The following is a 14,888-nucleotide window of genomic DNA, read 5'->3' as shown; positions in this document are numbered from 1 at the left end:
GCCGGGTAATTCGGGAGACAACGCCGTACCGGCCCACCAGGGGCCGGTACGGCGATTCTAATGCGATCCACCGGCTCCGCTATACGACCTCGGTGGCCGCGCGGCCGGTTTCGCGGTCACCGCTGTCGCCCTTGTGGAGTTCGTCGCCGGCAATTCTGCGGCCCGGCATTGTCAGGATGACCGAGATGCCCAGGGCCGCTGCCGCCGCGACCACGCCGGCGGCCGCATAGGCGTTACCTGTCATCTCGGTGAACTTGCCCGCAAGGTACGGTCCGAGCCCACCGCCCAGCGCCGAACCGACTCCGAAACCTATTGCCGCGCCGGTGTATCGCACCGCGGCGGGGAAGGTCGCGGTGAGCGTGGCGTACACCGGCACCGCGGCCGCGCCGGCGAACCCGATGAGCAGCATCTGACCTAGTGCGGTGACAACGATATTGCCGTCGGTTGCCTTGATCAGGTACATGATCGGGAACATGATGAGCGCCAGTGCGCCGAGGAAGATCACCATGGTGACCCTGCGGTCGGACTTGTCGATCAACAGACCCGCACCGAATCCGATCGCGATGGAACAGGCGGAGGCGAAGGTGGCGATTCCCGCGGTGACCCCGGCCGCCATACCGACCTGCTGCTGCATGAACAGTGGCATGTAGGCCGGCATGATATAGCCGATCGCCAGTACCGAAACACTGAGCGCAGTCACCTTGAGCAGGTTCCGAGTGTGGCCCCGGAACAGCGCACGTACCGGAGCGGTCGGGACTTCGTGACTGTCGGCGAGCCTGCGGAAGCCGGGCGACTCCTCCAACCGGGTCCGCAGATACAGGGTGTAGGCCATGAGCGGTATCGACAGCAGCAGTGGGATACGCCAACCCCAGTCGGCCATTGTCTCTTCCGAGGTCAGCATCGTAGTGAGGGCGACGGCACCCGGCGCCAACGCTGTGCCCATGCCGAACCCCATCGGGGTCATCGCGCTCAGGAAGCCGTGGTTGGCGACCGAGGCATGTTCGGTGACGAACGTGGCCGAACCTATCTGCTCACCGCCCGCGAAGAATCCCTGGAGGAGCCGGGTGAGGACGAGCAGGACCGGCGCCAGGGTTCCGACGGTCGCATGGGTCGGCAATGCGCCCATCAATGCGGTCACCGCGCCCATTCCGGTGATCGTCAGAATAAGAGTGAATCGCCGACCGCGCCGGTCGCCGATACGGCCGAAGACGATCCCGCCGATCGGCCGGGCGAGGAAGCCGGTCCCCAGGACCAGTAGTGAGTTCAGGACCCCGGTGACCGGGTCGTCGTCGGGGAAGAACAGCGGCGCCAGGTAGACGATGATGTAGGTGAAGACGATGAAATCGTAAGCCTCCACCGCTGTCCCGAGGAAACCCGCCAGAGATGCTCTGCGCACGGTTTCGCGGGATGGCTCTGCGATATCAGATGTGGTCATGGCGCTCCTGCATGATGCGGTGCCCCCGTAAGGGCACCGACGGAAGATCAAGGAGTGATCGGCGGAGAGGAACCGCCACACAATCCACCGCTTGGTTCGAACGCGGTGTGAGGAGACTAACAATCAACAATTGCTTACCACAAGCCTTGTAATTACCAAGAGTTGCAGAGAGGCTATTATGTGAGGGTTCAAGCCTGCGTACACAGGCAAACAACCATCCGAAGGAGATATGAGCGTGCCCGTTCAACCCAGTAACGACCAGCCCGGTCAGAACCAGGACGGAGCCGCGACCCGAACTTGGACCGCCGCACAGTCGGACGCCGCATTCGAGATGCTCGGGGACCGGCTGATCGACGCGACCCGGCGCTTCCTGCGCTCGAATCGACGAGAGCGAATCCAGTCCAAGCTCTACACGGTCAACGGCCGAGAGCTCGGCCCTGCCCAGATCGATGCCTTCGAAGCAGTCGCACAGGAAGGTGAGATCCACATGAACCGGCTCGCCGCGCAGCTCGGACTCGACCCGTCGACCGTCACCCGCGCAGTCAACCCGCTGGTCGACCTGCAACTCATCGAGCGCTACACAGATCCCACCAACCGGCGCTTCGTCCTGCTGCGATGCACTCCAGCGGGTAAGGAAGCCATCACTCACGTAATGGTGGAACGCCGGAATATCATGCGCGAGACTCTCGTTCCCATGGCCCCCGAACGCCGGCTGCTACTTGCCGACCTTCTCGAGGAATACACGACGCTCTTCGAAAACACCCGGGCCGCCGCGGGAAGCTGAGCGCCCAGTCCGCAGATCAGCGCACACCGGGTGTACCGCTGGTCAGACGTCCGGCGCCGTCAGATGTTGTGCCGGCGCCGGAGCGTCTGCCCGTCCGGGTCGCGCGGCCCATGCGAGCAGTTGGAGGAGTTCGATCACTTCTTCGTGCTGGGACGCAGACTCAGGAGCATCCTCCCCCAGCAGAATGCTGAGATAGGGCTCGAACGTTTCCCAGGTGCCGATCACCAACTGAATCAGCGACGACAGGACTCGCGGATCGAAGTTCTCCCGCACCCGGGGCGGCTCGGGGCTCTCCCACAATTTCTCGATCTGTGTGCGGTAACCACCCGAACGAAGGCCCGGCCGGAAGAGCCGGGAGGGCGGGACCTCGTCCAGGATCGCCCAGGTCACCGCCTTGCTCCATTGCCCCGAATCGGCACCGAGCGTATTCGCGATGGCCGAGTAGGCATCCGTCTCCTCGTAGAGAGACTGTCCACCGTAGGTGACAAGCAATTCCATGGCGGCAGCCAGGAGATTGTCCTTGGTTCCGAAGTAACGGTAAATGAGACTGTAAGGGACACCGGCAGCCGCGGCCACCGACCGCAGGGACACCTTGGCCGGGCCGTGCTGGGCGAACAGTTCGGCCGCCGCGAGCAGGATCGCCAATTGCGAGTCCGGCTCCTGTGATGCGAGCTCCGTGCGAACCCGTTCGAAGAACCGCCCCCGCGAACTTGCTTCCTGATGCCCACCCACAGGTTCCCCGGCATCGGCGACCAGAGTTCCCGCTCGACGTCGTTCGGCTGCCAGCCGGAGGGCGTCCGATTTCGTCGTCTCGGACAGGAGAAGCTGCGCCGGAGTAGCGTTCAACTCCGGTATGACCGTGCCGGTCCACCGCGACACCTCGGCGGGTTCGAAACCCTCGCCGAGAACTTTCAGCAGTTCGGTCACTTCAGGGCGCACTTCGGCAGCGGCGCGATCGAACTGCCATGCCGGGAAACGTGTCCGGCGCCCGTCCCGATACCCGAGGATTGTGCGTCCGTGCAGCCTCTTGTTCACCGCCTGCCGGCTGACCCCCAGAAACTCGACGACGCGCGGGGTCGTCCAGTCATCACTGTCGCCCGGGCTGCACAGCCCCGACTGCCTGCTCATTGCTATGCGCTCCTCGGTGAGGTCGGCTGTTCCGGTCGGCCCACCGGGTTACGAACGCCGCAGCACCCGCGCGGCCCCGGCGTGGCACGCACGGGGCGGGAACCGCTCTCTCCGGCGAGGCACCACTCAGACTAATCGCGCTCCCCACCACCTGCCGCCGACGGCACCCACGAGGGTTCCGGCTGGTTGCGTCGAGCTCGAACGCCGTTCCGGGACCATGTCACCCGAACGGCGTCGAGCCTTCGGCGGAGTGTCTCATCCGGCGGCAGGCCACTCAGAGGCTGCTACTCGCCTTCGCCACGAACTCGGCGAGCAGATCGTAGTCGATATCCTGACCCTCGACGATATCGGCAGTTTTGCGCTCCCCGTTGCCCATCGACCTGAGCACTCCCTTGATCGGCTCGATTTCCGAGGCGTTGAACACCATGAACGACACCTTGGTCTTGGCCGCGTGGATCAATGCCGCATGCTGCCCGTTCTTCGAGAAATGCGGTTTGCCGTATTGAATCTGCTCTTCGGCGCCGGGGATCGTCTTGTGGACCATGGCACGCAGCTGCCGGCACACGTCGATCTGCCACGCCGGCAACTTGTCGATGTATCGGGTTACTTCGTCGTTCACGGGGTGCTCCTCGGGATTCGATGTGATTGTCCACGCCGACGGTGGGATGGCCGGCGCGATGACACAGCAGGCAAATATGATCGCCCACCGGTAGTTAGATGTCAAACTATCAATCAGTGAATAGAGTGGAGGCATGAGTGAGAACACCTCAGACCCCGACTCCGTCGACGCCGTCGTGGCGGCTTGGACGCGCGAACGCCCGGACCTCGATCTCACGGCGATCGGTATCGCCGGACGCCTCGGCCGGGCCGCTCTGCTCCTGCGCCCGGCGCAGGAACGAGTATTCACCGGATTCGGACTCCAGCGCGGCGAATTCGATGTTCTCGCGACCCTGCGCCGGGCGGGCGAGCCCTACACCCTCACCCCCTCACAGCTCTCGGCTGCCCTGCTGCTCACCAGGGCAGGGATGACCAACCGGATCGACCGGCTGGTTGCCTCCGGCCTCGTCGAACGCACCCTCGACCCCAACGATCGGCGCAGTTTTCACGTCCGGCTGACCGAACAGGGTTTCACCACGGTGGACGAGGCGATGACCGCACACACCGCCAACGTCACGCGGCTACTCTCCGGGCTCCCCGCAAGCGAGCAAACGGCTCTCGAAGACCTCCTGCGAACCCTGCTGCACACGCTGGAAGCGCCGAACGGGCGAAACACCGGATAACGGGTCCGCCGCAACGCGCCGGCCGAGCCCTATCCGGCCTCCCCGTAGCACTCCACCACCGCCGTCGAAAAGGGGAACCGCACCGGTGTAGACCCGAAAGTCAGCCGACCCGCGGCATCGGCCGCGGTGGCAATCATTTCGGCGACCCCCGCCGCCTCCTCATGGGGGCAGTGCACGATCACCTCGTCGTGCTGGAAGAAGACGAGCTCGGCGCGGAGCCCGGCGCGGCTCATCGCATGACGTAGGCCCGCCAGAACCAGCAGGGCCCACTCGGCGGCGCTACCCTGCACCACGAAGTTCCGGGTGAAACGGCCCCGAGCACGCGCGGCCGAGCTGGTGCCGCGCTCGCTGCCGACCGGCAGGTCCTGCCGATCCCGGGTCTCGACCGAAACCGGCGGGCACGTCCGCCCCAGCCAGGTACGCACCAGCCGGCCCTCTTCACCGGCCCGCGCCGCATCGTCGACATAGGCCACGGCCGCGGGATAACGACGCCGCAGACCGGCCAGATGGGTCAGGGCGTCGCCGGAGGTCTGGCCGTAGACGGCACCCAGTAGCGCAAGTTTGGCTTGATCACGGTCACCGCCGAAGCCACGGTTCGCGAGATCCGCGTACAGGTCGTCGACCCGGCCGGCCGCCTGCATCAGCCCCGGATCGCGCGAGACGGCGGCGAGTATCCGCGGCTCCAGCTGGTCGGCGTCGGCGACCACCAGGCACCAGCCCGGGTCGGCGCGGATCGCCCGGCGGATCACCTTCGGAATCTGCAAGGCACCACCGCCGTTGGTGGTCCAGCGACCGGAAACCGTGCCGCCGGGGAGGTATTCGGGACGGAAGCGTCCCCCGTGGACCCACTGTTCCAGCCAGGACCAACCGTGGGCTGTGTAGAGCCGGTACAGGGCCTTATAGGCCAGTAGCGGTTCCACCGCCGGATGTTCCACTCGTTGCAGCTCCCATTTGCGGGTGGAGGTCAACTCGATTCCGGCGCGGGCGAAGGCCCTGATGATGTCGTTGGGCAGATCCGGGCGGACCCTGGCCCCGAATGCCCGCGATACTTCGTCGGCCAGTTCCGCCATCCGGCGGGGTTGCGACCCTCCCGGATAACGTTCCCCCAGGAGTGTGGCCAGCAGTTCGCGGTGGATATCGGCGCGCCACGGGATGCCGGACCGCGACATCTCCGCCGCGACCAGCATGCCCGCCGATTCCGCGGCCAGCAGCAACCGCATCCGCTCCGGATGCCCGGTGGCCGCCGTCCGGGCGAGCTGGCCCACGTAAACCTCGAGCAGGGCGGTGAATTCGTCCGTTCCGGCGGGCAGCGGCACCGGGCCCGATTCGAACAGCAACGGCTGGAGCTCGGCAGCCCGCGCCGGGGCATCGGGCGGCACGGGCAAGCCGCGCAAGCGAGCCCACGCGGCCGCCAAGGACCGGGCCTGGCCGGCCTGCCCCTCCTCGTACCCGATCAGCAATGCTTCCGCGGCCTCCACGTCGTAACAACGCTCGACCCGCACATCCGCCGCCAGCAGCGATCGGTAGATACCGGCAGTGGAACGCCACACCCACCTCTCGACCTCGGGGCGCGTACGCACCGCTTCGGCGAGTGAAGGCTCGTGAACCACCGCTCCCGCAGGCCGGCCATCCGGACCGAGCGGACACAGAATTGCACCACCATCACCCGTGTCCGCCACTGCCCACCTCACCGCACGAGTTTGGCACCAGCGTCCGACAATTTCGGCAGTAGTTCACCGCATACGAATCAATGGTTGAATGCGCATATCCAGGTATCGGCACAGATATGCCGACAGCGTCGGCGGCGTCGCCGTGGCACCAGCGGCCGACGAAAGCGGATGGCCGGTCAGGCGGCCATGACGTCCGCCACCGGGCGGCGAGGGGTTTCGGCCAGGGGTGCGGAACTGCCGGCAGCCCATCCGACGCGGACCATAGCCTGCGGGTAGGCGCAGTCGTACAGGAGGCCGGTGCGGATCGCCCGACGGAAGTCGGGCATGCCGAGGGGTTCGGTCTGCAGACTCGTCGCCAGGCCGAATCCGGTCGCGGTCAGCAGCAGTGCGCTGATTGCTTCGCCGGCACGCAACTGGGCGCGGCGATCGTCATACGGGGTGCCCAGGACCAGCCATTGGGCCCCGTCGGGCGCGTCGGCGGGGTCCGGGAGCGCAGGCTCGGCGAAACTGCGCACCGGGATTTCGCCGGTCGGGCGGGGTGCGGGGGCATTACGGGAAGGAACGCCGTCGGCAGCGCGGCCCGCACCGCTCCAGCGGGCGATCTCCGCCTGATAGCCGGGGTCGGCGCCGTGTAGTTCGGCGGCGTGGCGCATGGGTTCGGCCAGACGTGGAAGAAGCGGATCCGGGACCTGCCGGACCGCGGCGCCATAGGCGGATACCTGGCCGGCGAGTGCGCGGATATGCCCGGTGGGAATCGGGCGGGGCAGGTAGCGGCGGCGGTCGGTGCGCCGCAGGAGGATAGCGGCGGCCTGCTCGATCTGGGCGCTGGAAGGACGTTGCCGGGCGGTATGCACCGTGGCGAGGAGATCGGCATCGGCGGGATCCGGGCAGTACTCCACACTGGTCGCCCAGCTGAGCGCGGCCAGGGCTGTCCGCAGATGGTGCAGCGCTGCGCCGCAGCTGATAACCAGGGCCCGCCGGTAGGGATCGGTGGCGGTCAAGTGGCGAGTGGGATCGGCGAAGAGCTGGATCCCGGCGGGAGTCAGCCGCCACCGCCACGGCTGGGTGTTGTGGACGGACGGAGCTCGGACGGCGAGACCGAGGGCGATATCGATGGCCTCACGATCCGGGGTCGCGGCGAACATTTGTGGTGCGTCCTTCCGATCACAGAAATGGTTTCCGGATGTGGTCGCTCCCCGGCGGCCGGCTATACCCGGCGACAGCGTGTCCCCTGCGGCGCGCCGACCGGTGTGCCGCGACCGCAACGGCGATTGCGCTGGTCCCGAGGGTAGACAGTTGCGCCGGAGCCGGCATCCAGGTGTCGGACAGGTATCCGGGGCCCCCTCCGGCCCGGCCGAATCGCACTCTCGGAAACTCACAGCGCACCAGGCGATTCCGGAATCATCCGGACACCACGTCCGGTAGCGGGCCGCGTATGTGACGTCGACCACACCACCTCGGCGCCGGATCTCCAGGGGACCGCACCCCGCGACACGCACGTGGCCACCCTGTTTCCCGCACCGAATGCCGGGTAGATCGCCAGTACGCTGGGCAACCTCCCCTGGTTTCCGGCTGTGACAGATGCGATACACCGAGGAAAGGGATGCATACCATGCTGATACGTCGGCTTGCCCGGCCGCTGCTGGCGAGTACGTTCGTCGCGAACGGCGTCGAAACCCTGATGCATCCGCAATCACGGGTACAGGAAGCGTCGAACCTGGTGGTGAAGGGGCAGGAATCACTGCCGTCGAATATCGCATCGTCGCTTCCCGCCGACCCGGATACGCTGGTCAAGGTGACGGCGGCCGTCCAGATCGCGGGCGGCACGCTGCTGGCACTGGGGAAGGCGCCCCGGCCCGCGGCGCTGGCCCTCGCGGTGACCGTGGTCCCCGCGACGGTCACCGAACAGAATTTCTGGGCCGAAACCGACCCCGCCCGCAAGGCCGCGAAGCGGACCGCTTTCCTGAAAGATATGGGCCTGCTGGGTGGGCTGATGATCGCCGCGGCGGATACCGCGGGCAAACCGTCACTGGGCTGGCGGGGCCGGCGGGCGGCCCGTAAAGCCGCGGCCACGGTAGGCACAGCGCTGCCGGTCGGGGCGTCGGGGCGTCACGGGTCCGGTGAAGCGGTACGCCACCAATTACAGCAGGCAGCGGAGCGCGGCCAGGAGTTCGCGGGAACCGCGGCGACCCGCGGGCAGGAGCTGGCGGGCACCGTCGCCGGTAAGGGGGCCGAGCTGGCCGAGATAACCCGCGAGCGCGGCCCGGATTGGGCCGAGGCGGCCAAACATCGCGGGTCCGAATGGGCGGATATCGCCAAGCACCGGGGCAGCGAGCTGGCGGAGACCGCGAAACATCGCGGCAGCGAACTGGCCGATACCGTGCAGACCCGCGGACCCGGGTGGACCGAAGCAGCCAAGAGTCGCGCCACCGAGATCGGCGGTATCGCGAAACAGCGGGGCAGCGAACTCGCCGATACCGCGCAGGCCCGGGGCCCGGTATGGGCCGAAACGGCGAAGCAGCGAGCGGCGGAACTGGCCGATACCGCGAGGCACCGGGGTGAGGAAGTCGCGGAGGCCGCGAAACATCGCGGCAGCGAACTCGCCGGCACCGCCCATACCAAGGGACCGGAGTTGACCGAGGCCGCCAAGAAGCGGGCGGCCGGTCTCGCCGACTATTCGAAGAACCGGCGTGGCGAACTGGGCGCCGCCGCGAAGGAGCAGCGCGCCCAGCTGAAGAAACAGCGGGCGCAACTGGAGAAGGCCTACCGGAAGGGGCGGGCGGACGCCGCGAAACACCGCTGAGTCGACGAGCAGAATGCCCGAGCATGGTCGGCATGCCCGGGCATTCTGCTTTGCCGGAACGGAACTGTCGGGCGCGGGCCGTGTCACAAACGTTCTGTCGGCACAGACCGTGCCACGGCTGCCGCTCCGGACACGCGGTTACTCGAGCCAGACCAAGCAGAACGTATGCCCCACCGGGTCTGTGTACACCCGGAATGTATCCGCGGTCTGGATGAGGGTGGCGCCGAGAGCGAGCACTGCGGGTTCGGCGACCTCCACATCGCTGACCCGGATATCGAGATGGACCTGCTGAGATCCCGTCGGGTCGGGGAACTGCGGCGGCCGGTACTGCGGGCAGAGTTGGAAGGCGAGGCGGCGGCCCTGTGGGTCGGCCATCGCCACCCAGGTGTCGTCGCTTTCCGGCCGGACTATCTCCCCGCCGAGCAGGGCGAGGTAGAACTCGGCCAATTTCCCCGGGTCCGGGCAGTCCAGAACGACTGTACGCAAACCCTCGACACCTTCGGCAGCCATCGGCGGCCCTCCTTCCACAACCGGACGACTGTCACGGCTTACCCGGGTGGGCTCCGGGGAAAACGTCGCCGCTCCCCCGGCGCACCGCGCGCCGGCCCGGTCGTCGCCGTTCAGAGTGTGGCCGCAACCTCCTCGTAGACCTCACCCACGGCCGCATTCAGCAGCCGTTCGGCCATCTCCTGCTTGAGCACCGTCAGCCGCGCTTCGTCTTCGGAGGTCCGGCCGGTTTTCGCGCCGAGTGCGATGAACTCGTCGGTGACGAATCCCGCATCGCGCAATTGCACCCGCACAGTCCTGCCGCGGTAGCCGAATTCCCAGACATACCGGGCGAGAGTGGTTCCCCGGGAAGTCGCGGCGAGTTCGGAGTCGACGGTGAAGCGGTCTCCCGTGACGGCCCGCAGCGTCATCTCGATGGCGTCCCGGCCACCCGGCCCGGGGAAAGCGGTGCGGACGGCGACCTCACGGCGTTCGACCTCGCCGAGCACTGCGAGGGCCTGCTGCATGGCGCAGTAGGCGTGGGCGACTCCGCCGGGGAACCCGGGGCCGTGGTACTTCATGAGGTCGGCATACGAGATGTTCAGCGGTACACCGTTTTCGTGGACGGTCAGCATATGTCCTTCTTTCACCGGTCGCCCAGTACAGCAGCGAATAGACCGTTGGGCCGGCACCGGGCCACCCGCAACGCCACCCAGGTTAGCCTTGCCTATTTCGCTGGTGTCAATCGGGTCTGTTTCACTTGTGCGCGAGCGTGTTCGGCCACCACACCTTCGGGCCGGCAACGGTGAACAACGCCGGGATGACCACCGTGCGCACCAGGAACGTATCCAGCACGATGCCGATACCGACGATGATGCCGAGCTGGGTGAGTGTGATCAGCGGCAGTACCCCGAGAACACAGAACACCGCCGCGAGCACGATGCCGGCACTGGTGATCACCGCCCCGGTCGCCGAAACCGCGCGCACCATACCGCCGACGGTGCCGTGGCCCGGAGTTTCCTCGCGGGCCCGGGTCACCAGGAATATGGTGTAGTCGACGCCCAGCGCCACCAGGAAGAGGAAGGCGAACAACGGCGTCGTGGTATCCAATGCCGGGAAACCGAACAGATGGGTGCCGACCAGGCTGCCCAGCCCGAGGGCTGCGAGAGCACTCAGCACAGTGACAGCGATCAGCAGCACGGCGGCGGGTACCGCGCGCAACAAGACCAGCAGCACCGCGAAAACCACCACCAGGATCAGTGGGATGACCAGGAACTGATCGCCGCGGGCGGCATCGCGGGTATCGAGGGCCTGCGCGTCACTGCCGCCGACCAGCGCTTCGGTCGCAGGCTCGCCGGCCAGCGCCGAGCGCATCTTCTCGATCGTGTCGAATGCCTGCGCCGATTCCGGGGCAGCGTCGAGGGTGACCATCCACCGGTCCGTACCCGCATGAGTCCCGGCGGGGTTCACCGCCGAGAGGGACGGAACCGTCGACAGGGCCCGGCGCACCTCGTCGGCCGTGCCCTGGCGGGCCAGCACGATAGTGGGATCCGAAGATCCGGACGGGAAATGCGCGGCCAAGGTGTCGAAACCGTCGACCGATTCCGCCTCGACCCGGAATTGCTCGGTCTGCGACAACCCGATGGAGACACCGAAAAGGCCGGCGCAGCAGCCGAGCAGGACCACGATCGCGGCCGACGATACGGCCACCGGCCGAGCCACCACCCAGGTTGCGATCCGATGCCAGACGCCCCGCTCGGTGATATCGTCCGTGCGCAACCGAGGAACGAACGGCCAGAACACGTTCCGGCCACACAGTGCGAGCGCGGGCGGCAGCGCCACCAGGACGAATACGACGGCGACCAGGAGTCCGGCCGCGGCCATCAAACCCAGCGACCGAGTGTTCGGCAGCGTCGCCAGCAGCAGGGTGCACAGCGCGAGGACCACGGTGATATTGCTGGCCAGGATTGCCGGACCGGCGCGGCGCACCGCTTCGTACAGCGCCTGCCGGTGGTCGCGGTGGCGGTGCAGTTCGTCGCGATAACGGGAGATCAGCAGCAACGCGTAATTCGTCCCGGCACCGAAGACGAGAACACTGGTGATGCCCGAGGTGGAGCCGTCGAAACTCAACCCGGTGAGCCGGGCCAGTGCGGTACCGACCCCGATGGCAGTCCGGTCGGCGAGACCGATCACCAGCAGCGGAACCAGCCACAGCACCGGGGACCGGTAGGTGATGATCAGCAGCAGCGTGACCACCAGTGCAGTGATCGCCAGCAAGGTGATGTCCGCGCCGGCGAACGAATCGGCGATATCGGCGCCGAACGCGGGACCACCGGTTATCTGCATGGCCAGGCCGGGCGGCGTCTGCCGCGCCGCTACCTCGCGGAGCCGGTCGATCTCCTCGGTGAGGGTTTCACCGCTCAGTTCGGCCGATACGCTCGCCCGCCCCAGCGCGGCCGCACCGTCGGGCGAGAGGACGAGCCCGGACCCGCCCGCTGCGGTACCCGTGATCTGGCCGACCGCCGTCTCGGCCGCCGCGAGATCCGCTTGGGAGAGCGGGCCGCCGCCGGCCCGGCTGATGACGATGATGACCGGGGCGTCCGCACCACCGGGGAAATCGGCTACCGCCGCTTTCACCCGCGCGGATTCCGACGATTCCGGCAGCGAGGTCGGCGCCCGGCCGGCGTCGTCGTTGCTGCCGGCCCCGAGAATCGCCGCGCAGGCCGCGAGGACGACGGCGACGAGTAGCCACCACGATCGACGGCCGGTGGCCAGTGCGGCATAGCGCTCCCAGGCATTCACCCGGCCGACTATTTCAGAAACTGAAATAATAAGCAAAACTCGACTACACTCGGTGCGCCGATCGAACAGGGAGGACCCCCGAGCGTGACACCAGCAGGCGAAACGGCCGATACCGCGGCGCGCATCTCCGCCGAGACCGATATCGCCACCGATATCCGCGCGCTCACCGCGATCTCCGAGCAGATCGCCCACCTCTTCGCCCGTTCACATGCGCTGCGCAGTACCGATTTCCGTGCGCTCATGCATATCGCCACCGCCGACGCCGAAGGGCACCCTCTCACCGCGGGACAACTCCGCGAACTCATGGGACTGTCCCCCGCTGCCATCACGTATCTGGTGGAGCGAATGATCGCTTCCGGTCACATCGAACGGGAAACGGATCCCCGCGACCGCCGGCGAGTACTCCTGCACTACGCCGACCACGGGATGGCGGTGGCCGGCGAATTCTTCGGCCCTCTCGGCGGGCGCACTCGCGCCGCCATGACCGCCCTGCCGACCGACGATCTACGCGCCGCACATCGCGTACTCCAGGAGGTGGTCGCCGCAATGCGTGACCACCACACCGCGCTGAACGATCAGCGGCCGGCCGGCGGCTGAGGCCACAGCTTCCGCGAGCCGCTCGTCCATCCGTGATATCTCGCCGCAGCGACGCGGTGGGCAACGGTCGCACAGCAGCAGACCAAGCTGTACAACGAGGCACGGCGGCGCGGGATACGAGGCCGCCCGAAGAGCAGCAAGGACGAACTCGCCGACGCCCTGGCCGGTCGTCCCGGCAATGGGCACCGCCGCGCGCGGTCCGGCGGCGGTTTGCCGCTCAACGGCCGGGTCCCAGATCCAGTCGCCGGGTGACCCGGTCCACCAGGTCGGGCGGCATTCCCGGTTCGCGACGCGCGGCCAGAGCTTCGCGCCGGCCTGCTTCGGCGAGTTCGGTCCTGAGCCGTTTGACGGTGGCGGCCATTCGCTGCTCACGTTCGCCCAGTGCCCGCGCCTCTTCGTCGGCCGCTTCGGGATCGGCGCGGGCCATCCGTTTCCGGACGCCTTCTCGTAACCGTTCGTAGAGTTCGACCGGGATGTCCTCGGAGGCGGCGAGCTCCTCGAGACGGGCCAATTCCGCATCGACGACGCGTTTCCACAGCTGCCGTTCCAGCCGGCGCTCGGCGCGGGTATCGGCGTGCACACCGGTGAGCCGAACGATCAGCGGCAGCGTGGGACCCTGTACGAGCAAGGTGAACAGCACCACCGCGAACGCGATGAACAGGATCTGGGTGCGGCCGGGGAAATCGGCGCCCGCGTCGGTGAGCAAGGGAATGGCCAGCGCCAGCGCAACGGTCGCCACACCGCGCATACCGGCCCACCAGGTGACCACGGTTTCCCGCCAGGTGTAGGGCTCGTCGGCCTCCTCGTCGTGCCATGAGGCGCCCCGTAGCCACCAGGTCACCGTCAGCCAGATGAGCCGCAGGACCACGACCACAGCCACCACCGCGGCGGCGACGGCGACCAGCTGCGGCCAGTCGTCACCGGTGGCGGCCAGTACCGCGCTCAGTTCGAGGCCGATGAGACCGAAGGCGAAACCGCTGATCAACAGCTCGGTGATATCCCAGAACGATTCACCCACCATGCGGTAGGCGGTATCGCCGAACTCGGTCGCCGCGTCGGTCAGGTACAGGGCGCACACGAGGACCGCCAGCACACCGGAGCCACCCCACGATTCAGCGAGCCCGTAGGCCGCGAAGGGCAGCAGCAGACTCAACGCCACCTGCCGGCTGGCCTCGGCGAGATATCCCGTGAGTTTGCTGCCCAGCATGCCGAGCAGCAGCCCGACGGCGACCGCCACCACGGCAGAGACGACGAATTCGAGGCCGGCGTGCGCTGCCGAGAAATGACCGGTGACCACCGCCTCGATCGCGACCGAATAGATCACGATCGCGGTGACATCGTTGAACAGCCCTTCGCCGCCGAGTACGACCACCAGCCGCCGCGGTAACCCGAGCCGCCCGGCCAATGCGGTCGCGGCCACGGGATCCGGTGGCGCGACCATGGCACCCAGCACGACGGCCGCGGCCAGCGGCAGACCGGGGTACCAGGCGTGGAACACAGCGGCGACCGCCGCCACGGTGGCGATCACCAACCCCACCGCACGCAGCACGATCGGTTCCCAGTTCTCCGCGAACTGCCGCCAGGAGGTGCGGCGGGCGGCAGCGTAGAGCAGCGGCGGCAGCACCAGCGGCAGGATCAGTTCCGGCGGCACCCGGATCTGGGGCACGAACGGCAGCAGTGCCAGCACGCAGCCGAACAGCGTCATCAGCACCGCGGAGGCCACGCCGATCCGGCGGCCCACCGCCTCGGCGAGGACAGCGGCGAACAGCAGCGTGAACGTCAGCACCAACTGGTCCATGACCGTCCAGTCTGCGATGCGCGGGCCGCCGCGCTGGTGCGCAATGCCGGAGCGCGGCGAAACCGAGTTCCGGCGCGGAAGTCCGGCAACCGGGGCGAAATCGAG

General features: G+C 67.5%; 13 protein-coding genes. 4 read left to right on the top strand and 9 right to left on the bottom strand.

What is annotated here, in order from left to right; all coding sequences use genetic code 11:
• Nucleotides 1-79: 79 nt before the first annotated feature.
• A complete protein-coding gene (locus tag NS6_RS10615; protein ID WP_068040101.1) occupies nt 80-1,435 on the bottom strand; it encodes an MFS transporter in 1,356 nt (451 codons plus the stop codon).
• Nucleotides 1,436-1,664: 229 nt separating this feature from the next.
• On the opposite strand from NS6_RS10615, the gene NS6_RS10610 reads away from it, so the two are divergent.
• Nucleotides 1,665-2,219: a MarR family winged helix-turn-helix transcriptional regulator gene (locus tag NS6_RS10610; protein WP_068040099.1), complete on the top strand. Its 555-nt coding sequence runs from the start codon at nt 1,665-1,667 to the stop codon at nt 2,217-2,219.
• A gap of 42 nt (nt 2,220-2,261) precedes the next feature.
• Here the strand turns inward: NS6_RS10610 and NS6_RS10605 are convergent, their stop codons facing one another.
• Nucleotides 2,262-3,347 carry a TetR family transcriptional regulator gene (locus NS6_RS10605; protein ID WP_068040098.1) on the bottom strand — a complete coding sequence of 362 codons (1,086 nt, stop codon included), beginning with the start codon at nt 3,345-3,347 and terminating at the stop codon, nt 2,262-2,264.
• A 274-nt stretch (nt 3,348-3,621) separates the two neighbouring features.
• The gene (locus tag NS6_RS10600) at nt 3,622-3,966 is read right to left on the bottom strand and encodes a DUF1801 domain-containing protein (RefSeq protein ID WP_068040096.1); all 345 of its coding nucleotides are present in this window, start codon (nt 3,964-3,966) and stop codon (nt 3,622-3,624) included.
• Nucleotides 3,967-4,099: 133 nt separating this feature from the next.
• Here NS6_RS10600 and NS6_RS10595 point away from each other — a divergent pair, with 133 nt between their 5' ends.
• Nucleotides 4,100-4,627, top strand: coding sequence for a MarR family winged helix-turn-helix transcriptional regulator (locus NS6_RS10595; protein WP_068040095.1), 528 nt, complete (start codon nt 4,100-4,102; stop codon nt 4,625-4,627).
• A gap of 29 nt (nt 4,628-4,656) precedes the next feature.
• Here NS6_RS10595 and NS6_RS10590 read toward each other — a convergent pair whose 3' ends face one another.
• Nucleotides 4,657-6,318: a bifunctional 3'-5' exonuclease/DNA polymerase gene (locus tag NS6_RS10590; RefSeq protein WP_068040094.1), complete on the bottom strand. Its 1,662-nt coding sequence runs from the start codon at nt 6,316-6,318 to the stop codon at nt 4,657-4,659.
• A 155-nt stretch (nt 6,319-6,473) separates the two neighbouring features.
• Nucleotides 6,474-7,442 (bottom strand): Acg family FMN-binding oxidoreductase, encoded by a 969-nt coding sequence (locus NS6_RS10585; protein ID WP_068040093.1) that lies wholly within the window; start codon nt 7,440-7,442, stop codon nt 6,474-6,476.
• A gap of 467 nt (nt 7,443-7,909) precedes the next feature.
• On the opposite strand from NS6_RS10585, the gene NS6_RS10580 reads away from it, so the two are divergent.
• Nucleotides 7,910-9,100 (top strand): DoxX family protein, encoded by a 1,191-nt coding sequence (locus NS6_RS10580; RefSeq protein WP_068040595.1) that lies wholly within the window; start codon nt 7,910-7,912, stop codon nt 9,098-9,100.
• 138 nt (nt 9,101-9,238) lie between these two features.
• On the opposite strand, the gene NS6_RS10575 is transcribed toward NS6_RS10580, so the two are convergent.
• From NS6_RS10575 to NS6_RS10565, 3 genes are all read right to left on the bottom strand, one after another.
• On the bottom strand, nt 9,239-9,610 hold the full coding sequence (locus tag NS6_RS10575) for a VOC family protein (RefSeq protein WP_068040091.1): 372 nt from the start codon (nt 9,608-9,610) through the stop codon (nt 9,239-9,241).
• A gap of 110 nt (nt 9,611-9,720) precedes the next feature.
• Entirely contained in the window at nt 9,721-10,221 is a 501-nt protein-coding gene (locus NS6_RS10570; protein WP_068040090.1) for a hypothetical protein, read from the bottom strand.
• 121 nt (nt 10,222-10,342) lie between these two features.
• Nucleotides 10,343-12,388, bottom strand: coding sequence for an MMPL family transporter (locus NS6_RS10565; protein ID WP_157112686.1), 2,046 nt, complete (start codon nt 12,386-12,388; stop codon nt 10,343-10,345).
• An 84-nt stretch (nt 12,389-12,472) separates the two neighbouring features.
• Here NS6_RS10565 and NS6_RS10560 point away from each other — a divergent pair, with 84 nt between their 5' ends.
• The gene (locus tag NS6_RS10560; RefSeq protein WP_068040089.1) at nt 12,473-12,985 is read left to right on the top strand and encodes a MarR family winged helix-turn-helix transcriptional regulator; all 513 of its coding nucleotides are present in this window, start codon (nt 12,473-12,475) and stop codon (nt 12,983-12,985) included.
• 217 nt (nt 12,986-13,202) lie between these two features.
• Here NS6_RS10560 and NS6_RS10555 read toward each other — a convergent pair whose 3' ends face one another.
• Nucleotides 13,203-14,783, bottom strand: coding sequence for a Na+/H+ antiporter (locus NS6_RS10555; RefSeq protein ID WP_068040087.1), 1,581 nt, complete (start codon nt 14,781-14,783; stop codon nt 13,203-13,205).
• Nucleotides 14,784-14,888: the final 105 nt, after the last annotated feature.

Source organism: Nocardia speluncae NBRC 108251, from assembly GCF_001613245.1.
Lineage (GTDB): Bacteria > Actinomycetota > Actinomycetes > Mycobacteriales > Mycobacteriaceae > Nocardia > Nocardia speluncae.
The sequence above is the reverse complement of the archived record's forward strand: the minus strand, read 5'-3'. Positions and strand labels throughout refer to the sequence as shown.